The following is a 20,181-nucleotide window of genomic DNA, read 5'->3' on the forward strand; positions in this document are numbered from 1 at the left end:
TTCGACCTGAAATCACGAGCGGGCTACCAGTCAGCCAACCCCCGCGGTAGGAAAGTGTCCGCGATGTCTTGAGACATATGTGTCCGCGATGTCCCGAGACACAACACATCGCAACAAGGGGTTCTCAGGCACACGACCCGCGCCCCGTGGCTCAGATGAACACGACCCGCGCCCCGCGGCTCAGATGATCTCGGCGCAGGCCAGGGCGTCGGATACCGTCTCGGCCGCCACGTACGTGCCCTTCATCGCCACCCGCGTCAGCAGCGCGTGCTCGCCCAGGCCGAGGCCGTAGGTGAACGCGACCGTGCGGATCCCCTGGAACAGCAGGGTCGTGGTCACGCCGGAGCCGACGACGGCGTCCAGGGCGTCCCCGAGGAACCAGAGGTGGAAGAACTCGGTCAGGTCGGCCCCGTAGATCAGCCGCAGGTCCTCGCCGATGTCGAGGGTGGCGTCCTGCAGCAGCTCGCCGATCGCGTAGTAGTCGTCGAAGTTCGCCTGCGTCGCGCCGCTCTCGGCGATCGCGACCGGGAAGTCGAGGATCAGGTGGGCGTCCAGGCCGGCCATCGCCACCCGGCCGGGCCGCACGGAGCAGTCCGCGGCCATCCGGTAGTAGGGCCGCCAGTTCACCGGGATCGCCGTCCCGGCCAGGCTCGCGTGCAGGCCCTCCAGGTAGGGCCGGAAGAAGGTGATGCTGACCAGGCGCGACCAGCCGAGGTCGTCGTAGCGGTCCGCGCTGCCCGCCCCCAGCGCCGGCACCGCCTTGCCCAGGATGTTGTTGTAGAAGAGCGCGAAGATGCCGCGGCGGTCCTCCGCGGCGAGCAGGACCGGGGCGACCCGGGCCATGATCCGCTCGCCGCGCCGCAGGGCCCGGATCGGCCGGAGCCCGTCCAGCCGGGACGGGGCGGTCAGCCGGACCAGGCGCTTGCGCTTCCTGGCCCCGAGGTCCACCACCCCCCGGCACTCCCGGGTCACCTCGACCGCGGGCAGCGGATCGCTGATCTCCGGGACCGGGTCGGTGTCGGCCGTGGCCGGTGCCACCGCGCACAGCACGGCGCCGCAGGCGACCGCGGCGGTGGCGATCGACGTGGCGATCCGGGTGCGGAGCGAGCGGCGCGCGGCCATGGGTTCCCTCTCGGTCGGTGAGCTGCCGGTCACCGACCGAGACGCGGGGCCGCCCCCGCACCGGTGTCCGCCCGGTCAACGCCCGTACCCCAGGTTGGTTACGCTCGCAGCACCGCGACAGCCGCCGACGACGGGAGCACCCGATGAGCACGTACACGATCGCCACCACGGTCGAGAAGCCGTACGCCGACACGGTCGACGCCGTGCGCGCCGTGCTGGCCGACCAGGGGTTCGGGGTGCTCACCGAGATCGACCTGGCGGCCACCCTCAAGGCCAAGCTCGGCGTCGACCTGCCGCCCCAGGTGATCCTGGGCGCCTGCCGCCCGCCCTTGGCCTACGAGGCGATCCAGGCCGAGCCGTCGATCGCCGCGGTGCTGCCGTGCAACGTGGTGGTCCGCTCGCTCGGCCCGGGCTCGACCGAGGTCGAGGCGTTCGACCCGCAGGCGATGATGGGCCTGGCAGAGAGCAGCGCGCTGACGAAGGTGGCCGACGACGCCAAGGAGCGGCTGACCGCCGCGTTCGCCGCGCTCGGCGACGGCGACTGAACCGGCAGGCGAACAGCCCCCCGACGGGGTAGCGGCCCCTCGGTCGATCTGGCACGTTGGAGGCTCCGCAGCCGAGACCGTGGGAGCCCCCATGACCGAGACATCGCTGACCGACGCCGAGCTCGCCGCGCTGCACGCCTGGTGGCGGGCCGCGAACTACCTCTCGGTGGGGCAGATCTACCTGCTGGACAACCCGATGCTGGAGCGCCGGCTGACGGCCGAGGACATCAAGCCCCGGCTGCTCGGGCACTGGGGCACCACCCCCGGGCTCAACCTCGTCTACACCCACCTGAACCGGCTGATCCGCGCGCGGGACGTCAACGCGATCTTCCTGGCCGGCCCCGGCCACGGCGGCCCGGCGGCCGTGGCCTGCGCCTGGCTGGAGGGCACCTACAGCGAGCTGTACCCGCGGATCTCCTACGACAAGGCCGGGATGAAGGCGCTGTTCCGGCAGTTCTCCTTCCCCGGCGGCATCCCCAGCCACGTGGCCCCGGAGACGCCCGGATCGATCCACGAGGGCGGCGAGCTCGGCTACGTCCTCTCCCACGCGTACGGCGCCGCCATGGACAACCCCGACCTCGTGGTCGCCGCGGTGGTCGGCGACGGTGAGTTCGAGACCGGCCCGCTGGCCGCCTCCTGGCACGCCAACAAGTTCGTCGACCCCGTGCACGACGGCGCCGTGCTGCCGATCCTCCACCTCAACGGCTACAAGATCGCCAACCCGACCGTCCCGGCCCGGATCCACCGCGACGAGCTGGTCAGCCTGCTGCGCGGCTACGGCCACGAGGTGCTCACCGTCGAGGGCGAGGACCCGATGGACGTGCACCAGCAGATGGCCGCGGCGATGGACACCGCGCACGACAAGATCAGCGAGATCTGGCGCGCCGCCCGCGAGGACGGCGACACCGAGCGTCGGCCCTGGCCGATGATCCTGATGGTCACGCCGAAGGGCTGGACCGGGCCCAAGGTCGTCGACGGCGTGCCGGTGGAGGGCACCTGGCGGGCCCACCAGGTGCCGCTCGCCGGCACCCGCGACAACGCCGATCACCGCGGCCAGCTCGAGGAGTGGCTGCGCTCGTACCAGGCCGAGGAGCTCTTCGACGACGACGGCGTGCTGATCGAGGAGCTGCAGGCGCTCTCGCCGGTCGGGCACCGCCGGATGAGCGACAACCCGCACGCCAACGGCGGGCTGCTCACCAAGCCGCTGAAGATGGACGACTTCCGGCAGCACGCCGTCGACGTACCGTCCCCGGGGGCGACGATCCACGAGCCGACCCGGGTGCTGGGCGACTACCTGGTGCACGTGGTCAGGGAGAACCCGACCAACTTCCGGATCTTCGGGCCGGACGAGACGGCGTCGAACCGGCTCAACCCGGTCTACGCGGTCACCGACAAGGTCTTCGCCGGCGACATCGTCGAGACCGACGAGCACCTGGCCCGCTCCGGGCGGGTGGTGGAGATCCTCTCCGAGCACACCTGCCAGGGCTGGGTCGAGGGCTACACGCTGACCGGCCGGCACGGGCTGTTCAGCTGCTACGAGGCGTTCATCCACATCATCGACGCGATGTTCAACCAGCACGCCAAGTGGCTGAAGACGACGCGCGACATGGCATGGCGTCCGCGGATCCCGAGCCTGAACTACCTGCTCTCCTCGCACGTGTGGCGGCAGGACCACAACGGCTTCTCCCACCAGGACCCCGGCTTCATCGACCACGTGGTGAACAAGCGTGCCGAGGTGGTGCGGGTCTACCTCCCGCCGGACGCCAACACCCTGCTCTCGACGATGCAGCACTGCCTGGAGAGCCAGCACTACGTCAACGTGGTGGTCTCCGGCAAGCAGCCGTCGTTCGACTGGCTCACCGGGGACGAGGCCGACCTGCACTGCGCCCGCGGCGCCGGGATCTGGGAGTTCGCCTCCAACGACGAGGGCCGGCCCGACGTGGTGATGGCCTGCGCGGGCGACGTGCCGACGCTGGAGACGCTGGCCGCGGTCAAGATCCTCCGCGAGCGGCTGCCGGAGCTGCGGATCCGGGTCGTCAACATCGTCGACCTGATGCGGCTCCAGGACGAGACCGAGCACCCGCACGGCCTGCCGCACCGCGACTACGACAACCTGTTCGGGGTCGACATCCCGGTGGTCTTCGCGTACCACGGCTACCCGTGGCTGATCCACCGCCTGACCTACCGCCGGGCCAACAACGAGTACCTCCACGTGCGCGGCTACAAGGAGGAGGGCACCACGACGACGCCCTTCGACATGGTGATGATGAACGACATGGACCGGTACCACCTGGTCATGGACGTCATCGACCGCACGCCCGGGCTGCGCTCGCGCGCGGCGTCGCTGCGCCAGGAGATGGTCGACACCCGGCGTCGGGCGCGGCAGTGGACCCGCGAGCACGGCGACGACCTGCCCGAGGTGCGCGACTGGCGCTGGGAGTCCGGCGGCGAGGAGATCGACGAGGAGCACTCGCCCTCGGTGAGCGCCTCCGCGATGACGAGCGCCGACTTCTGAGTTCGATGGGCCGAGCGCGAGTCGGCAGAAGCTGACTGCGCTGGAGCGCGAGTCGGCAGAAAGCTTCTGCCGACTCGCGGCTAGGGCGTGGTGAGGAGCGCCGCGGCCTGGCGGGCGATGGAGAGCTCCTCGTTCGTGGGGATGACGAGGACCGTGATCGGCGAGTCGTCGGCGCTGATCCGCCGCGCGCCCCTGGTCGTCGCGTGGTTGCGCTCGGGGTCGAGCACGATGCCGAGCCGCTCCAGCCCGGCGAGCGCGTCCGCTCGGACCCGGTCGTCGTGCTCGCCGACGCCGGCGGTGAAGGTGATCACGTCGGCCCCGCCGAGTACCGCGAGGTAGGCGCCGACGTACTTGCGCAGGCGGTGGCAGTAGACCCGGAGCGCCGCGAGGGCCGCGTCGTCGCCGTCGTCGATGGCGCGGTGGAGGTCGCGGAAGTCGCCGTGGCCGGCCAGCCCCTTCAGTCCCGACCGGTGGTGCAGCAGGTCCTCGAGGGCGTCGACGTCGAGGTTGCCGTGCCGCAGCAGGTGCAGCAGGACGCCCGGGTCGAGGTCGCCGGCGCGGGTGCCCATCACCAGGCCCTCCAGCGGGGTGAGCCCCATCGAGGTCTCTACGGGCCGCCCGCCGCGGATCGCCGACGCCGACGCGCCGTTGCCCAGGTGCAGCACGATCTGGTCCAGGTCCCCGATCGGCCGGTCGAGGAACTCGGCGACCGCCGAGGCGACGTACTCGTGGCTGATCCCGTGGAAGCCGTAGCGCCGGATCCCCTCACGCCCGGCGAGGGCGGCGTCGATGGCGTACGTCGCGGCGGCGGCCGGCAGGTCGGCGAAGAACCCGGTGTCGAAGACCGCCACCTGGGGCACGTCCGCGAAGTGGTGGCGGGCGCTGTGGATGCCGGCCGCGGCCGGAGGGTTGTGCAGCGGCGCCAGCCGGGCCTGGATCTCGATCTCGGCCAGCGTGAGGTCGTCGATCACCGTCGGCTGGCTGAGCCGGGGACCGCCGTGCACCACCCGGTGGCCGACCACCAGCAGGTCGTCGGCGCCGATCCCGCGCTCCTCGAGCGCCGCCTGCATGACGCCGAGCGCGGCGCCGTGGTCGGGCACGTCGTCGTCCTCGCCGATCCGCTCCACGACGCCGCGCAGCAGCGACTCGCCGGAGTCCGGATGGAGCACCTGGTACTTGAGCGTGGACGAGCCGGCGTTGAGCACCAGGACCAGTGAGGGCTGCGCCATGACGCCACGCTAGCCACTTCTGAGCATCGCCGGTGGTTTCGAGGCTCGGCCGCGGGCGGCCTCGCACCTCAACCACCGGAGAGTGTCCGCTGGCAGCGCGGACGTGTCCGACCGGCGCGAGCCGGACGGCACCGCCGCGGACGAGCATCGGGGGAGACGACCGGAGCCCCGGTCCCATCCCGAGGAGACACCATGTTCATCGCCCTGCTCGACCTGCGGTCCAGCGCCGCCGACCGACCCGCGGTGCTCGCCCAGCTCGACCGCGAGCGCGCGGAGATCCGTGCCCTGCCCGGCAACCTCGACTTCCGCGCCTACGCCGTCCGGGAGGACGACGGCGCAGTCGCGGTGGTCCACGAGTGGGCCGACGAGACCTCGTTCGACGGCTACCTCGCCTCGGACGCGTTCGCCCGGTCCGGCACCGTGCTCGCGCCCCTGCTCGCCGCTCCTCCCGTCAGCCGGCGGTTCCGGGCCGAGCAGGCCGAGACGGTCTGCGGACTCCCCGCCGGCGCGGACGCGTGACCTAGGCTCCTGGCGTGCGAGCCAGGCGGCGTGCAAGCGCGCGAGGCGGCCGGTGACCCGCGAGGCGTTCGCGTTCGCGCGCGACTTCGCCCCCGCCCCGGCCGCCGAGCTGCGCGTGGACCGGCACTACCTGCTGTGCGCGGCGCGGGGCGCGCTGCGGCTGGAGACCCGCGACCGGGTCGCCGTGCTGCCACCGGCCCGCGCCGCGCTCATCGCCGCAGGGGAGCCGATCCGGGTGACCATCCCGCAGCCGGTCACCACCTCGTCGGTGCTCTTCGCCGTCGACTTCGCCCCGCCGCCGCCCGCGCCGGTCACCGTGCTCGACCTCAGCCCGCTCGCGCGGGCGCTGGTCACCGAGTGCGTGCAGTGGCCGGACGCGCCCGAGCCGCTGCCGGCGTACGCCCGCAGCATCTTCGCGGCGCTGGCCGCGGTCGCGTGGCGGTCGGCGGAGGACCCGAGCCCGGTCACCGTCCCGGCCGGCAGGTCCGCCGAGCTGCGTCGCGCGCTGGCCGTCACCGGGGAGCGGCTGGGCGAGGACCTCTCGTTCGAGGAGGTCGCCCGGGAGGTCGGGCTGGCGCCCCGGTCGCTGGCGCGCCGGTTCCAGGAGGAGACCGGCGCGACCTGGAGCGCGGTGCTGCGCCGGATGCGGGTGCTGCGGGCGATCGAGGAGCTCGCCGCGGGGGAGGCGACCGTCACCGCCGTCGCGCACCGGGTCGGGTACACGTCGCTGTCGGCGTTCAACGCGGCGTTCCGGGACCTGACCGGGCGCACGCCGAGCGAGTATCGCGCCAGCTTCCGACCGTGAGCCGTCGGCCGCGGGACCTTGGTCCCCCGACCGGCGGTGGACTGCCCCTTGGCGTGGCGCCCGGGTGGGTGGAGGGTGGATCCACGCAGGAGCAGCAGACGCGAGAACCCGACGACAGCACCAGACGAGGAGTCGTGATGACCGAGCCGGAGCGATGGTTCCCCAGCCACATCAAGGAGATCCCCGAGGAGGACTGTCGCGAGCTCCTGGCCACCCAGGAGGTGGGCCGGGTCGCCTACAGCGTGGGCGACGGGCGTGCGCCGGTGGTCGTGCCGGTCAACTACACGATGGAGGGCGACGCCCTCCTGCTCCGGCTCGGGCCGAACTCCAACATCGCCCACCACCTGCAGTCGACGCCGGCCTCGTTCGAGATCGACGACTACGAGACCTACAACCAGTCGGGCTGGAGCGTGCTGGCGCGCGGCCACGCGCGGTGGGTGGAGGCCGCCGACCACCCGGCCGCCGAGCGGCTGCTGCCGTGGGCCGAGGGCAAGCGCACCCTCGTGGTGCTCCTGGAGATCCAGGAGCTGACCGGGAGGCGGCTGCTCTCGGCATGAACACCGAGGGCGGCCACGGTGGCACCGGCAGCGCGGCCGGTGCCACCCGGCGCAGCCCGACGCTGACCTTCCTCGGCGCGGCCGGCACGGTCACCGGAAGCCGGTTCCTCCTGGAGACCGACGACGTCCGGTTCATGGTCGACGCGGGGCTCTACCAGGGCCTGCGGGAGCTGCGCCGCCGCAACTGGGCGCCGTCGGAGATCCCCGCCGCCGCGCTGGCGGCCGTGGTGCTGACCCACGCGCACCTGGACCACTGCGGCTACCTGCCGCGGCTGGTCAAGGAGGGCTTCGCGGGCCCGGTGGTGTGCAGCCCGGAGACGGCGGCGCTGGCCTCGATCGTGCTGCGCGACTCCGCGCACCTGCAGGAGGAGGACGCGCGCTACGCGAACGAGGCCGGGTTCAGCCGCCACCACCCCGCGCTGCCGCTCTACGACACCGCCGACGTCGAGCGGACCCTGCGGCTGTTCGCCCCGGTCGGCTTCGGGGAGCCGGTCGACCTCGGTGCCGGTGCCCGGGCGGTGCTGCGCCCCGCCGGGCACATCCTCGGCTCGTCCACGGTGGAGATCGAGGTCGACGGTGCCCGCGCCGCCTTCAGCGGGGACCTCGGCCGCCCGGCCCACCCGCTGCTGGTGCCGCCCGCCCCGCTGCCGGAGGTCGGTGCCGTCGTCATCGAGTCGACCTACGGCGGTCGCGCCCACCCGGAGCGGCGCGGCGACGCGCTGGCCGACGCGATCCGGCGGACCGTGCGCCGCGGCGGCTCCGTGCTGATCCCGGCGTTCGCCGTCGACCGCACCGAGCTCGTGCTGCTGGAGCTCTACGACCTGATGAGCGCCGGCGAGATCCCCCAGGTCCCCGTGTACGTCGACAGCCCGATGGCGCTCGCCGCGCTCGACGTCTACCGGCACGCCGTGGACCGCGGCTCGCCGCAGCTGCGGCCGGAGGCCCGGCGGCTGCAGGAGGCGATCGACGGCATGCACGTGCGCGGCGTCCACGACGCCGACGACTCGATCCGGCTGAACCGGCCGACGATGCCGTGCATCGTCATCTCCGCCTCCGGCATGGCCACGGGCGGCCGCGTGATCCACCACCTGGCCCACCAGCTGCCCGACCCCGACAACTGTGTGGTGCTCACCGGCTACCAGGCGATCGGGACGCGCGGCCGGGACCTCGCCGAAGGTGCGAAGCGGGTCAAGATCCACGGCCACTACGTGCCGGTCCGGGCCGAGGTGGTCACCGACGTCAGCTTCTCCGTCCACGCCGACGCCGACGAGCTGGTGGGGTGGATCGACTCCGCGCCCACGCCGCCCGAGGTGGCCTACGTGGTCCACGGCGAGGCCCAGTCGTCCCGGGACCTGGCCGAGCGGATCGAGCGCGACCTCGGGGTGATGGCGGTGGTGCCGCGGCTGGGGGAGAGGGTCCGGCTCGACTGACCCGGCCGCCCGGCCGCCCGGCCGCCTGGCCGCCCGGCCGCCCGGGGCGCGCCGGCTCAGTCGGCGTAGGCGTGCCGGACCAGCCACCCGGTGAGCGCCAGGCAGGCCGCGGTCAGGAGGGCGAGGACGAGGGTCGCGCCGAGGTCCCAGCCGCCGTCGACCCAGGGCGACCGGAGCAGCGCGGCGGCGTGGGTGACGGGGATCCAGCCGGCGAGCGCGTCCAGGGTCCCGGGCAGCACCTCACGGGGCGGGCCGGCACCGCCCAGCATCATGAACACGAAGAAGAGGAGGACCCCCAGCCCCTGGGCGGCCCGGGCGGTGGGCAGCACGAAGCCCAGGACGACGCCGGCGGCCGCGAAGCCGACCGAGACCAGCAGGCTCGCCGCCACGACGCCCAGCCAGGAGGCCGGCAGCGTGGCGTCGTACACGATCGCGGAGACGACGACGACCAGCACCCCACCGGCGGTGGCCATCACGGCGGTCACCGCGATGTGGGCCCCGACCAGCGCCGCGGGGGAGACCGCCGAGGCGCGGAACCGGCGCAGCACGCCCTTCTCGCGGTAGCCCGCGAGGTGCACGGGCAGCGACAGCACGCCCGCGGTCGCCGCCACCAGCGCGACGTAGGCCGAGGTGTAGAAGTCGATGGGCGACAGGCCCTCCCACACCGTGGGGTCCGGGGTGCTGCCGAAGACGCCGTTGAGCACGTACAGGATCACCAGGGGGAGGACGAGCACGAACATCACGGTGAGCGGCTCACGCAGGAAGAGCCTGAACTCCACCCGGGTCATCGCGACGAACGCACGCACGAGGTCAGCCGCCTTCCCGTGCTCGCCCGCCGGGCTCGGTCAGCGCCAGGTAGGCGTCCTCCAGCGTGCTGCCGTCGGCCCGGAGGTCCTCGGGCTCCAGCCCCCGGGAGACCAGCGCGTGCCCGACCCGGGCGACGACCGGGCCGGAGCCCGTGACGGCGACGTCGCCGCCGGCACCGGTGCGGACCTCGTCGACGTCCGGGATCGCGCGCAGGAACCCCAGGTCCGTCGCCGTCGGCGCGGTGAACCGGGCGACGTGCCGGCCGCCGACCCCGGCGACCAGCTCCGCGGGCGTCCCACGCGCGACGATGCGGCCCGAGACCAGGACGGCGACCCGGTCGCAGAGGCGTTCGGCCTCGTCCATGAAGTGCGTGACCATCAGCACGGTGGTGCCCCGGTCGCGCACCGCCTCGACCAGCTCCCAGGCGACCCGGCGCGCCGCCGGGTCCAGGCCGGTCGTCATCTCGTCGAGGACCACGAGCCGGGGGTTGGCCACCAGGGCCAGCGCGACGAAGAGTCGCTGCCGCTGCCCGCCGGAGAGGTCGCCGAACGCGGTGTTGCGACGGTCGGCGAGGCCCCACTCCTCGAGGAGCTCCTGCCACGGCGGCCCGCCGGGCTGGAACGTGGAGAAGAGCTGCAGCGCCTCGGCCACCCGCAGCCGGTCCGGTAGCGCCGACTCCTGGAGCTGGCTGCCCACGATCCGGCGGACGTGGGCGGCGTCGTGCACGGCGTCGAGGCCGAACACGTCGACCCGGCCCGCGTCCGCGCGGCGCAGGCCCTGCACGCACTCCACGGTCGTGGTCTTGCCCGACCCGTTGGGTCCCAGCAGGCCGAAGATCTCGCCCTCCTCGACCCGGAGCGAGACGTCGGCGACGGCGACCTTCGCGCCGTACGCCTTCCGCAGGGCCTCCACCGTGACCGCCGCCGCCATGCCTCCAGGGTCGCGCGGGCGCCGGTGCGGGAGTCAGGGCCGGAGGTCCCCCTGCCCGCCGACCTCGGCCTCCCGCGGGACCCCACGGAGGAGCAGCCACAGCGCCAGCCCGACCTCGGCGACGAGGCTGACCGCCAGCCCGGGGTAGGAGAGCGCGTCGTGCTCGGGGAGCACCAGGGCCTGCGCGAACCAGACCAGGATGCCGACGCCGTCCAGCAGCAGCAGGAGGCCGAGGACGCGGGGGAGGAGGCCGGAGCGGTAGACCAGGTAGCCGAGGGGGAAGAGCCAGGTGCCGAAGAAGATCTGCGCCGTGGCGAAGCCGGCCGCGTAGACGTCGATCGCGAGCGCGGCGGCCTCCTCGGCCTGCCCGGCGGTGATCGCCTGCAGGGAGGCGCCGTCGGTCAGCGACAGCGCGCCCAGCAGCGCGAGCATGCTGGCGCTCTGCACCGCGACGCCGACCGCGTTGAGCAGCAGGAAGAGCAGCGCGAGGCCGTCGTCGACCGGCCTCAGCAGCAGGTAGAGGCCCCACGCCGCGAGCAGGAACAGCAGCGCCGAGACGAAGGCGGCCAGGAGGCCGAGCCGGAACCGGTCGGGGTGCTCGGTCACCGACCGCAGGGCCGCGTCGCCGCCGCTGGGGCCGACGTGCCCGAGCAGGTCGCCGGCCAGGGAGGCGAGGATGAAGCCCAGGTAGAGAGCGCCGGTGACCCGCGCCAGGCGGTCGCGGCGCCACCGTCGGGTCACGTGCCGGGCCCGGCGAGCCGCGCCTCGGCCGCCAGCACCGTCTGCGTCGTGCGCAGCACGCTGTCGGGGTTGAGGCTCATCGAGTCGATCCCCAGCTCGACCAGGAACTCGGCCATGTCGGGGTAGTCCGACGGCGCCTGCCCGCAGAGGCCGGAGTGGATCCCGTTGCGGCGGCAGCCCTCGACGGCGAGCCGGATCATCTTCTTCACGCCCGGGTCGCGCTCGTCGTAGTCAAAGGCCACGGCGGCGCTGTCGCGGTCCACGCCGAGGGTGAGCTGGGTGAGGTCGTTGGAGCCGATCGAGAGGCCGTCGAAGCGCTGCGCGAACTCGTCGACCAGCACCACGTTGTTGGGGATCTCGCACATCGCGTAGACCTCGAGGCCGTCCTTCCCGCGCTCCAGGCCGAGCTCGGCCATCCGCGCCAGCACCAGGTCGGCCTCGTCCAGCCGCCGCACGAACGGCAGCATGATCACGACGTTGGTCAGGCCCATCTCCTCGCGGACCCGGCGCATCGCCCGGCACTCCAGGGCGAACCCCTCCTCGTACGCCGGGTGGGCGTAGCGCGACGCGCCGCGGAACCCGAGCATCGGGTTCTCCTCGGCCGGCTCGAACGCGGCGCCGCCGACCAGGCTCGCGTACTCGTTGGTCTTGAAGTCCGACATCCGCACCACCACCGGCTTCGGGTGGAACGCGGCGGCGATGGTGCCGATCCCCTCGGCCAGCCGCTCGACGAAGTACGACGCCCCGTCGGCGTGGTCGCGCAGGATGGTCGCGATCCGGGTCCGGTCGCCGGGGGCGGTGACCCGCTCGGGGTGCAGCAGCGCCAGCGGGTGGACCTTGATCGCCTCGCTGATGATGAACTCCATCCGGGCCAGGCCGACGCCGTCGTTGGGGACCTGCGCGGTGTGGAAGGCCAGCGCGGGGTTGCCGAGATTGACCATCAGCCGGGTCCGGGGCCGGGGCAGGTCGGAGAGGTCGACCTCGTCCACGTGGAACGGCACCGCGCCGGCGTAGACGCGGCCGGTCTCGCCCTCGGCGCAGGAGACGGTCACCTCCGCCCCGTCGGCCAGCGCGGTGGTCGCGCCGTCGGCCCCGACCACCGCCGGCAGGCCGAGCTCGCGGGCGACGATCGCGGCGTGACAGGTGCGCCCGCCGCGGTCGGTGACGACGGCCGCCGCGGTCTTCATCACCGGCTCCCAGTCGGGCGTCGTGGTGGTCGCGACGAGGATCTCGCCGGGCTGGAACTCCGCGAGGTGGGTGGGGTCCGCGATCACCCGGACCCGGCCGGTGCCGACCTTGTCGCCGACGGCGCGGCCCGCGGTCAGCACCTCGGCCGAGCCGTCGACGACGAAGCGCCGCAGCGTGGTCGCGGACTGGGACGTCGCCGTCTCGGGTCGGGCCTGAACGATGTAGGTGGCGCCGTCCAGGCCGTCCTTGGCCCACTCGATGTCCATCGGCCGGCCGTAGCGCCGCTCGATCGCGATCGCCGCGCCGGCCAGCTCCAGCACCTCGTCGTCGCTGAGGCAGTAGCGCCGCTGGTCGGCCTCGGGTGTCGGCTCGTTGCGCGTGCCCGACGCCCCGGCCGCGACCATCCGGATCGCCTTCTCGCCCCGCCGGCGGCGCAGCACGGCGCGGTAGCCCTGCTCGTAGGTCGGCTTGTGCACGTAGAACTCGTCGGGGTCCACCGCGCCCTGGACCACGTTCTCGCCCAGGCCCCAGGAGGCGGTGAGGAAGACGACGTCCCGGAACCCCGACTCGGTGTCGAGCGTGAACATGACGCCCGAGGAGGCGAGGTCGGAGCGGACCATCTTCATCACGCCGACCGAGAGCGCGACGGAGAGCTGGTCGAAGCCGTGGCGGTGGCGGTAGTGGACGCCGCGGTCGGTGAAGATGCTGGCGAAGCACCTCCGCACGGCCTCGAGCAGGCCGTCCTCGCCGGCGACGTCGAGGTAGGAGTCGTGCTGGCCGGCGAAGCTGGCCTCGGGCAGGTCCTCGGCGGTGGCGCTGCTGCGGACCGCGAGGCGGACATCGTCGCCGTACCGCTCGCGCAGGTCGCGGTAGCCGGCCAGCACCTGGTCGCGGAGGTCGTCGGGCAGGCCGGCGTCGTAGACGATGCGGCGGGCGCGGGCGGCGCGGTGGGAGAGGTCGGTGACGTCATCGGGGTCGAGGCCGTCGAAGGTCTCCTCCAGCGCCGTCCACGCCTTGGCCTCGTCCAGCACGTGCCGGTACGCCGCCGCGGTGATCGCGAAGCCTCCGGGGATCCGCACCCCGGCGTCGGTCAGGTGCTGGTACATCTCGCCGAGCGAGGCGTTCTTGCCGCCGACCAGGGCGACGTCGGCCATGCTCACGGAGGAGAAGTCCAGGACGAGGTCGGTGTTGCTCACGCTCCCAGCGTCCCGCCGGACGGCCGCGCGCCACCACGGTCGTCCGGCCGGTGCCCGGGGGACCTTGGGCTGGTCTAGTCCGACGGTGCCGACGCGGGCCCGGAGTCGAGCAGCACCGCGAGCAGCTCCCGGGTGGTCCGGTACACGCCCGGCTGCTGGCTCTCCCGCGGGCCCGCGACGTTGAGGGTCAGGCCGTCTCCGACCGCCGCGAGCCAGGCGTCGATCTGGGCGAGCGTGCCGGTCCCGCCCGGGGTGACCAGGCACGGGCGGCGCAGGCGTCCGGCCGCGCGCAGGGTGAGGTCGGTGCCGGGGGAGGCGGCGTCCGCGCCGCGCACGATCAGCGTGGCGTGGCTGTCCCGGACGTTGAGCAGGGTCCGCGCCGAGGGGTCGGCCGAGTCCGCTGCGCGCAGGGCCGGGTAGCGGGCCAGCACGCCCGGCGGCTCGGTCAGGTCCTCGGCCCACCCGCCGGCCGGGCACCACCCGCCGTAGGGGAGCCCGGCGGCGATCGCGGCGTCGAGGGCGGCCCGGTCTGCGCCGGTCTGGCCGCCGGAGACGACGCGGGCGATCCGGGGGATCCGCTGCTCTCCGTCCATCGCGAGCCCCCGACCCCGTTCGGCTCAGGCGCGACCGGGGAGCCGCACCACGGTCACGAAGAACTCGTCGATCTGGCGCACCGCCGCGATGAACTGGTCCAGGTCGACCGGCTTGGTCACGTAGGCGTTGGCGTGCAGCTTGTAGCTGCGCAGGATGTCCTCCTCCGCGGAGGAGGTGGTCAGGACGACCACCGGGATCGACGCGAGCTCGGCGTCGGACTTGACGACCTGCAGCACCTCCCGGCCGTCGTACTTCGGCAGGTTGAGGTCGAGCAGGATCAGGTCCGGTCGCGGCGCCGACGCGTGCTCCCCGCGGCGGAAGAGGAAGTCCAGCGCCTCCTCGCCGTCGCGGACGACGTGCAGGTTGTTGGCGATCTTGTTGTCCTCGAACGCCTCCCGCGTCATCAGCTCGTCGCCGGCGTCGTCCTCGACGAGCAGGACCTCGATGGGCTGGGCAGCCGGGCTCATGCGGTTCTTCCTTCCAGGGTGGTGGTGGCGGCCAGCACGTCCGCGCGGATCGCGGTGGCCTCCGCCGAGAGGGTGAAGCAGATGCGGGTGCCGCCCTCGTGCGCGGTGTCGATCCAGATCCGGCCGCCGTGGTACTCCACGATCTTGCGGCACAGCGAGAGCCCGATGCCGGTGCCCGCGTACGTGTCGCGGCTGTGCAGCCGCTGGAAGATCACGAAGACCTTCTCCGCGAACTCCGACGGGATGCCGATCCCGTTGTCGGTCACGGTGACCAGCCAGGAGTCCGCGCCCGCACCGGGGTTCGGCTCGCAGGTGATCGTGACCACCGGCGGGCGGTCGGGGTGGCGGAACTTGATGGCGTTGCTGACCAGGTTCTGCCAGACCATGGTGAACAGGGTCGGGTCGCCGAGGATGACCGGGAGGTCGTCCGGGCGCTCGATGCGGACCCCGGAGTCCTCGATCGCCGAGGCAAGGTTGGCCAGGGCACCGTCGAGGGGCTCGTCGAGGTCGAAGGCCGTGCTGATGTCGTTGACGCGCCCGACCCGGGAGAAGGTGAGCAGGTCCGTGATCAGGACCTGCATCCGCTTCGCTCCGTCGACCGCGAAGTCGATGTACTGCTGCCCGCGCTCGTCCAGCTGCCCGCCGTACCGCTTCTCCAGGAGCTGGCAGAACGAGGCGACCTTGCGCAGCGGCTCCTGCAGGTCGTGGGACGCCACGTAGGCGAACTGCTCGAGCTCGACGTTGGAACGGCGCAGCTCGTCCGCCTGGGCGTCGAGGCCCGCGGCCTGCTCGGCGAGCCGCCGCTCCTGCTCGCGGGAGGCCTCGAGGTCGCGCACGATGCGCTGGCGCATCTGCTCGACGTCGCGGCCCACGGCCCGGATGTCCTCGGGGCCGGACGGGGTGATCGAGTGCGTGAAGTCGCCCTCGGCGACCCGCCGCGACGAGGCCCGCAGCCTGGACAGCGGGCGCGTCACCAGCGCCAGGACCAGGATCGTCATCAGGAGGCCGGCAGCGAAGAAGGCGACGATCATGCTGCCGAGGACCCAGTTGCGGTGCGCCCGGGCCGCGAGCAGGTCCTCCCTGCTCTCGTCGCGCGCCGTGAGCAGGTCGGCGTCCTGCTCGTCGAACAGGGTGCGGATCTCGTCGAACGCCGCCTTGGCCTCGTCGGCCGCCGCGCGGTCCAGCCTCTTCGGCTCGCCCGGGGTGACCGCGGCGATGGTCGGGTCGGCGTAGTCGAGGCGCCAGCGCTCGGCCGCCGCCTCGATCCGGTCGATGTCGGCGAGCAGCTCGTCCTCGTCGCGCAGCAGGCGCCGGAGGTTGGCGGTCGCCAGCTGCTGCTCCTGCAGCCCGTCGGAGTACGGCGTCAGGAAGTCGACGTCGCCGGTCAGCGCGTAACCGCGTTCGCCGGTCTCCTGGTCCAGCAGCGCGGTGCGGAGGCGGTAGGCCTCGACGCGGGCGGGCTCGATCCGCTGGCTCAGCCGGTTCGACGCCGTGACGGTGCGCTCCAGCTGCTCGGCGCCGATCACGACGCCGACGGCGACGATCACCAGCATCACCGCGAGGACCATGGAGAACCAGCCCTGCACGGTGATCCGGGCGATGCCGCGCGTGCGGGTCGGTCCGTCGGTCTCCGGGCCGGTCATGCGTCATCACTCCAGCCGACGTGGACCACGGCCACGTCGTCGTCGATCCCGCCGAACTCCTCGGCCAGGGCCTGCGCGCGGGCGATCAGCGTGTCGACGAAGGGGTCGGGCGCCTCCGCGCCGAGCCGCCGGGCCTCCGCCAGCAGGCCCTCCTCGCCCAGCCGGTGCCCGTCGGGGTCGATGCGGCCCTCGAAGAGGCCGTCGGTGAAGAGCACGAGGCCCCAGTCGCCGTCGGGCAGCACCAGCTCGTGGTGCGGCCAGTCCGCGTCGGGCAGGATGCCGAGCGCGGGACCGCCGGGGACCTCCAGCCACTCGACGTGGTCGCCGGTGCGGACCATCATCCCGGGATGGCCGGCCCGCATCACGTCGACGCGCCGCCGGTCGGGGTGCAGCGTCAGCGAGGTGAGGGTCGCGAAGATGTGGTCCTGCGGCCGCTCGGCGTCGAGCATCTGGTCCAGCCGCCGCAGCCGCTCGCTGCCCTCGACACCGCTGAGCACCAGGGTGCGCCAGGCGATGCGCAGCGCGACCCCGAGGGCGGCCTCGTCGGGACCGTGCCCCGAGACGTCGCCGATGAGCACCTCCGCGGTGCCGTCCGGTGACTGCACGACGTCGTAGAAGTCGCCGCCCAGCAGCGCCTGCGCGCGGCCCGGGTGGTAGCGGTTGACCACCTCGAGGCCGCCGGACCGGTGCACCAGGGGCGTGGGGAGCAGGCCGCGCTCCAGCCGCACGTTCTCCTGCGCCTGCAGCTCGCTGGCCTGGAGGGCGACCGCCGCGTGCTCGGCCTGCTTGCGCTGGATGGCGTAGCGCACCGCGCGCCCGAGCCACTCGGCGTCGACCCGGCCCTTGACCAGGTAGTCCTGGGCGCCGGCGGTGACGGCCTCGAGGCCGGTGGCCTCCTCGGCGAGGCCGGTCAGGACGACGACTGCGACGCCGTCGGACCACTCGCGGATCGCCGCGAGCGTGTCGAGGTCGTGGGCGTCGGGCAGGTGCAGGTCGAGCAGCACGCAGTCGGCGCGGTTGTCCCGCAGCCACGCGAGCGTGTCCGCCATCGAGCGCGTCCAGTGCAGCGTCATCCCGGGCGTGCAGTCGGCGACCAGCTCCTCGACGAGCAGCGCGTCGCCCGGGTCGTCCTCGACGAGGAGGACGACCGGCAGCGGCTCCGGGGCCGTCGCGGGCACGGTCGTGGTCGGCCGCCGTGGCGCCGGCGCGATGCTCGCGGGGGCGGCCGGCGCGGCCGGCGCGACGGCGCCGGCCGGGCTGGGGGAGCCGGCCCCGGAACGATCCTCAGACAGCACTTCCTCCCCCGTCCGCGGCACGGCCGCTGCTGATCCGTGCGGGTGGCACGGCATCTCGCCGCACAGTACACAGTGACTGGTCAACTACCTGTTTCGCGGGACGTCCCCGCTCTCGTGTCGGCGATCACGGAGCTGTTTCGAGATCGTGGGTGTGAACCGCCGACCTGCTGGGCAGGTACTCCGTCGATGGCGGCGCGTACCGCGCCGGGGACATGCGACGGGATGCGAGGTGGGCCGAGGTGAGCTCGGTGGACTCCCACGGTGGGGCTCCGGACGGGCGCGGGACGGTGGTCGAGCTGCCGTTCGTGCCGGAGTCGGTGGCGCAGGCGCGCCGCACGGTGCGTGAGGCCGGCGCCGCGCTGCCGCGGTGGCTGGTCCAGGACGCCGAGCTGCTCACCTCCGAGCTGGTCAGCAACGCGGTCCTCCACGGCGCCCCGGCGCTCAACCTGACGATCGCCGCCGACGAGGACGGACTCACCGTCGCCGTCCGCGACGGCGGCGCGGCGATGCCCCTGCCGGCCCGCCGCGACGTGCCGGTCGGCGACCACGGCGGCCGTGGCCTCGGCATCGTCCAGCGGATCGCCCAGGACTGGGGCGTGGAGCAACGCCCTCAGCAGAACGGAAAGACCGTCTGGTTCCGGCTGGAGGCGCGCGGCGCCGTCGGCCCGGAGCCGCAGGAGCCGGACCGGGCCGGCACCCCCGAGAGGGCCCAGGACCGGGCCCACGAGAGAGAAGGAACAGCATGAACCTGACGATCACCCGTACCGACGCCGAGCGGACCGCGACCCTGACCCTGGTCGGGGCGGTCGACCTGGTGAGCCGTCAGGACCTGGTGGACGCCGGACGGGCTGCGCTCGCCGACGGCCACGCGCTGGTGCTCGACATGACCGCCGTCGACTTCCTCGACTCGCTCGGGATCGGCGCCCTCGTGGAGCTCGACCGCGCCTGCCGCTCGGCGGGCCGTCCGTTCCTGGTGGCCGGGCGCTCGGCGCGCGTGCAGCGGGTGCTCGACGTCACCGGGCTCGGCGAGGCCTGGTCGGAGCCGGTGGCAGCCGGCTGATCCGGCGCCGTCTGGCGGGCTCTCAGCGCGGGCGGTCAATGTGCGGGTATCGTCGTCTTAAGAGCGCATCACAACGACTTCCGCAGCGTTGGCCGGTCTGGACCTCGGGTTTCTGATGATCGGCGGCGCCCTAGCGATATCCCCCCGACGGACCAGACCTGGAGGACCCGAATGACCGACTTCGCCGTGCTGAACCCCGCCACCGGCGTGCTGGGCCAGACCTACCCCGGCGCCACCGACGCCGACATCGCGGCCGCGCTGGACGCCGCCTCCGCGGCGTACCGGACCTGGGGCCGGGTCTCGACCGTGGCCGACCGCGCCGCCGGCCTGCGCCGCGTGGCCGAGCTGCACCGCGAGCGCAGCGCCGAGCTCGCCACCGCGATGGTCGAGGAGATGGGCAAGCCGCTGGCCGACGCCGAGGGCGAGGTCGACTTCTCCGCCTCGATCTTCGAGTACTACGCCGACAACGCCGAGCAGTTCCTCGCCGACGAGGAGATCCCGCTCGGCGAGGGCGAGGGCACCGCGATGATCCGCAAGTCGCCGGTCGGCGTACTGCTGGGGATCATGCCGTGGAACTTCCCGGCCTACCAGGTGGCCCGGTTCGCCGCGCCGAACCTGGCCACCGGCAACACCGTGCTGCTCAAGCACGCCCCGCAGTGCCCGCGCAGCGCCGAGCTGCTGCAGCAGATCTTCGTCGACGCCGGCTTCCCCGAGGGCGCCTACGTCAACGTCTACGCGGCCGTCGACCAGATCGAGGGCATCATCGCGGACCCGCGGGTGCAGGGCGTCTCCCTGACCGGCTCCGAGCGGGCCGGCGCCGCCGTCGCAGAGATCGCCGGCCGCCACCTGAAGAAGGTCGTGCTGGAGCTCGGCGGCTCGGACCCGTTCCTGGTGCTCGGTTCCAAGGACCTCGACGCCGTCGTGGAGGCGGCGGTGTTCGCGCGGACCGACAACACCGGCCAGGTCTGCAACGCCGGCAAGCGCTTCGTCATCGTCGACGACCTGTACGACGAGTTCGTCGGCAAGTTCACCGACGCGCTGCTCGCCGCCAACCCGGCCACCCCGCTCTCCTCCGAGACCGCCGCCAAGAACCTGGCCAGCCAGGTCGACGCTGCCGTCGCCGGCGGCGCCACGATCACCCGCGCGGGCGAGCCCACCGGTGCGTTCTACCCGAGCGCGGTGCTCTCCGGCGTCACGCCGGAGAACCCGGCCTACTACCAGGAGCTGTTCGGCCCGGTCGCGATGGTCTTCCGCGCGGCGGACGAGGACGATGCGGTCCGGATCGCCAACGACACCCCCTACGGCCTCGGCTCCTACGTCTTCTCCGACGACGCCGAGCAGGCCCAGCGGGTCGCCGACCAGATCGAGGCCGGCATGGTCTACGTCAACGGCGTCGGCCTGGACGCGGCCGAGCTGCCCTTCGGCGGTGTCAAGCGCTCCGGCTTCGGCCGGGAGCTCGGCCGCTTCGGCATCGAGGAGTTCGTCAACAAGAAGCTGATCCGCACCGCGGGCTGACCGCGGCGCACCGGCTGACGCGG

Annotated in this window: 19 protein-coding genes; 9 read left to right on the forward strand and 10 right to left on the reverse strand. The window is 73.3% G+C overall.

What is annotated here, in order from left to right; genetic code table 11:
* Positions 1-180: 180 nt before the first annotated feature.
* Positions 181-1,122, reverse strand: coding sequence for a DUF5995 family protein (locus ABLM29_RS18220; protein ID WP_349715899.1), 942 nt, complete (start codon positions 1,120-1,122; stop codon positions 181-183).
* A gap of 143 nt (positions 1,123-1,265) precedes the next feature.
* Here ABLM29_RS18220 and ABLM29_RS18225 point away from each other — a divergent pair, with 143 nt between their 5' ends.
* Together ABLM29_RS18225 and ABLM29_RS18230 are read left to right on the forward strand one after the other, a co-directional pair.
* A complete protein-coding gene (locus ABLM29_RS18225) occupies positions 1,266-1,667 on the forward strand; it encodes a DUF302 domain-containing protein (protein ID WP_349715900.1) in 402 nt (133 codons plus the stop codon).
* Positions 1,668-1,758: 91 nt separating this feature from the next.
* Positions 1,759-4,182, forward strand: coding sequence for a phosphoketolase family protein (locus ABLM29_RS18230; RefSeq protein WP_349715901.1), 2,424 nt, complete (start codon positions 1,759-1,761; stop codon positions 4,180-4,182).
* Positions 4,183-4,262: 80 nt separating this feature from the next.
* On the opposite strand, the gene ABLM29_RS18235 is transcribed toward ABLM29_RS18230, so the two are convergent.
* The gene (locus ABLM29_RS18235) at positions 4,263-5,411 is read right to left on the reverse strand and encodes an acetate/propionate family kinase (RefSeq protein ID WP_349715902.1); all 1,149 of its coding nucleotides are present in this window, start codon (positions 5,409-5,411) and stop codon (positions 4,263-4,265) included.
* A gap of 192 nt (positions 5,412-5,603) precedes the next feature.
* Between ABLM29_RS18235 and ABLM29_RS18240 the strand changes: the two genes are divergently transcribed.
* The 4 genes from ABLM29_RS18240 to ABLM29_RS18255 all read left to right on the forward strand — a co-directional run bounded on the left by ABLM29_RS18240 (position 5,604) and on the right by ABLM29_RS18255 (position 8,722).
* Entirely contained in the window at positions 5,604-5,930 is a 327-nt protein-coding gene (locus ABLM29_RS18240) for a putative quinol monooxygenase (protein WP_349715903.1), read from the forward strand.
* Positions 5,931-5,982: 52 nt separating this feature from the next.
* Positions 5,983-6,735, forward strand: a complete 753-nt coding sequence (locus tag ABLM29_RS18245) for a helix-turn-helix transcriptional regulator (protein ID WP_349715905.1) — start codon at positions 5,983-5,985, stop codon at positions 6,733-6,735.
* 137 nt (positions 6,736-6,872) lie between these two features.
* Positions 6,873-7,292, forward strand: a complete 420-nt coding sequence (locus tag ABLM29_RS18250) for a pyridoxamine 5'-phosphate oxidase family protein (RefSeq protein WP_349715906.1) — start codon at positions 6,873-6,875, stop codon at positions 7,290-7,292.
* Positions 7,289-8,722: an MBL fold metallo-hydrolase RNA specificity domain-containing protein gene (locus ABLM29_RS18255; RefSeq protein ID WP_349715907.1), complete on the forward strand. Its 1,434-nt coding sequence runs from the start codon at positions 7,289-7,291 to the stop codon at positions 8,720-8,722. The genes ABLM29_RS18250 and ABLM29_RS18255 overlap by 4 nt, the downstream gene beginning before the upstream one ends.
* A 56-nt stretch (positions 8,723-8,778) precedes the next feature.
* Here ABLM29_RS18255 and ABLM29_RS18260 read toward each other — a convergent pair whose 3' ends face one another.
* From ABLM29_RS18260 to ABLM29_RS18295, 8 genes are all read right to left on the reverse strand, one after another.
* Complete coding sequence (locus ABLM29_RS18260) at positions 8,779-9,528, reverse strand: ABC transporter permease (protein WP_349715908.1); 750 nt, start codon at positions 9,526-9,528, stop codon at positions 8,779-8,781.
* Between the two features lie 4 nt (positions 9,529-9,532).
* The gene (locus tag ABLM29_RS18265; protein WP_349715910.1) at positions 9,533-10,459 is read right to left on the reverse strand and encodes an ABC transporter ATP-binding protein; all 927 of its coding nucleotides are present in this window, start codon (positions 10,457-10,459) and stop codon (positions 9,533-9,535) included.
* Positions 10,460-10,492: 33 nt separating this feature from the next.
* Positions 10,493-11,200, reverse strand: coding sequence for a DUF4386 domain-containing protein (locus ABLM29_RS18270; RefSeq protein WP_349715911.1), 708 nt, complete (start codon positions 11,198-11,200; stop codon positions 10,493-10,495).
* Positions 11,197-13,584, reverse strand: coding sequence for a phosphoenolpyruvate synthase (ppsA, locus tag ABLM29_RS18275; protein ID WP_349715912.1), 2,388 nt, complete (start codon positions 13,582-13,584; stop codon positions 11,197-11,199). The genes ABLM29_RS18270 and ppsA overlap by 4 nt, the downstream gene beginning before the upstream one ends.
* A gap of 74 nt (positions 13,585-13,658) precedes the next feature.
* Positions 13,659-14,177, reverse strand: a complete 519-nt coding sequence (locus tag ABLM29_RS18280) for a YpsA SLOG family protein (RefSeq protein ID WP_349715913.1) — start codon at positions 14,175-14,177, stop codon at positions 13,659-13,661.
* A gap of 24 nt (positions 14,178-14,201) precedes the next feature.
* On the reverse strand, positions 14,202-14,645 hold the full coding sequence (locus ABLM29_RS18285; RefSeq protein ID WP_349715915.1) for a response regulator: 444 nt from the start codon (positions 14,643-14,645) through the stop codon (positions 14,202-14,204).
* Complete coding sequence (locus tag ABLM29_RS18290) at positions 14,642-16,288, reverse strand: sensor histidine kinase (protein ID WP_349715917.1); 1,647 nt, start codon at positions 16,286-16,288, stop codon at positions 14,642-14,644. Before ABLM29_RS18290 ends, ABLM29_RS18285 begins: the two co-directional genes overlap by 4 nt.
* The gene (locus tag ABLM29_RS18295; protein ID WP_349715919.1) at positions 16,285-17,583 is read right to left on the reverse strand and encodes a PP2C family protein-serine/threonine phosphatase; all 1,299 of its coding nucleotides are present in this window, start codon (positions 17,581-17,583) and stop codon (positions 16,285-16,287) included. The genes ABLM29_RS18290 and ABLM29_RS18295 overlap by 4 nt, the downstream gene beginning before the upstream one ends.
* 248 nt (positions 17,584-17,831) lie before the next feature.
* Between ABLM29_RS18295 and ABLM29_RS18300 the strand changes: the two genes are divergently transcribed.
* From ABLM29_RS18300 to ABLM29_RS18310, 3 genes are all read left to right on the forward strand, one after another.
* Positions 17,832-18,329, forward strand: coding sequence for an ATP-binding protein (locus tag ABLM29_RS18300; protein WP_349715920.1), 498 nt, complete (start codon positions 17,832-17,834; stop codon positions 18,327-18,329).
* A complete protein-coding gene (locus tag ABLM29_RS18305; RefSeq protein WP_349715921.1) occupies positions 18,326-18,643 on the forward strand; it encodes an STAS domain-containing protein in 318 nt (105 codons plus the stop codon). Before ABLM29_RS18300 ends, ABLM29_RS18305 begins: the two co-directional genes overlap by 4 nt.
* Before the next feature lie 171 nt (positions 18,644-18,814).
* Positions 18,815-20,158 (forward strand): NAD-dependent succinate-semialdehyde dehydrogenase, encoded by a 1,344-nt coding sequence (locus ABLM29_RS18310; protein ID WP_349715922.1) that lies wholly within the window; start codon positions 18,815-18,817, stop codon positions 20,156-20,158.
* Positions 20,159-20,181 lie beyond the last annotated feature (23 nt).

Source organism: Nocardioides sp. YIM 152588 (assembly GCF_040191335.1).
Classification (GTDB): domain Bacteria; phylum Actinomycetota; class Actinomycetes; order Propionibacteriales; family Nocardioidaceae; genus Nocardioides.

Excerpts from the sequence above, each read along its gene's own strand:
- ABLM29_RS18255 (WP_349715907.1), top strand. The coding sequence starts at position 7,289 with ATGAACACCGAGGGCGGCCACGGTGGCACCGGCAGCGCGGCCGGTGCC.
- ABLM29_RS18250 (WP_349715906.1), top strand. The coding sequence starts at position 6,873 with ATGACCGAGCCGGAGCGATGGTTCCCCAGCCACATCAAGGAGATCCCC.
- ABLM29_RS18225 (WP_349715900.1), top strand. The coding sequence starts at position 1,266 with ATGAGCACGTACACGATCGCCACCACGGTCGAGAAGCCGTACGCCGAC.
- ABLM29_RS18235 (WP_349715902.1), bottom strand. The coding sequence starts at position 5,411 with ATGGCGCAGCCCTCACTGGTCCTGGTGCTCAACGCCGGCTCGTCCACG.
- ABLM29_RS18280 (WP_349715913.1), bottom strand. The coding sequence starts at position 14,177 with ATGGACGGAGAGCAGCGGATCCCCCGGATCGCCCGCGTCGTCTCCGGC.
- ABLM29_RS18230 (WP_349715901.1), top strand. The coding sequence starts at position 1,759 with ATGACCGAGACATCGCTGACCGACGCCGAGCTCGCCGCGCTGCACGCC.
- ABLM29_RS18290 (WP_349715917.1), bottom strand. The coding sequence starts at position 16,288 with ATGACCGGCCCGGAGACCGACGGACCGACCCGCACGCGCGGCATCGCC.
- ABLM29_RS18220 (WP_349715899.1), bottom strand. The coding sequence starts at position 1,122 with ATGGCCGCGCGCCGCTCGCTCCGCACCCGGATCGCCACGTCGATCGCC.
- ABLM29_RS18310 (WP_349715922.1), top strand. The coding sequence starts at position 18,815 with ATGACCGACTTCGCCGTGCTGAACCCCGCCACCGGCGTGCTGGGCCAG.
- ABLM29_RS18265 (WP_349715910.1), bottom strand. The coding sequence starts at position 10,459 with ATGGCGGCGGCGGTCACGGTGGAGGCCCTGCGGAAGGCGTACGGCGCG.
- ABLM29_RS18240 (WP_349715903.1), top strand. The coding sequence starts at position 5,604 with ATGTTCATCGCCCTGCTCGACCTGCGGTCCAGCGCCGCCGACCGACCC.
- ABLM29_RS18285 (WP_349715915.1), bottom strand. The coding sequence starts at position 14,645 with ATGAGCCCGGCTGCCCAGCCCATCGAGGTCCTGCTCGTCGAGGACGAC.
- ABLM29_RS18305 (WP_349715921.1), top strand. The coding sequence starts at position 18,326 with ATGAACCTGACGATCACCCGTACCGACGCCGAGCGGACCGCGACCCTG.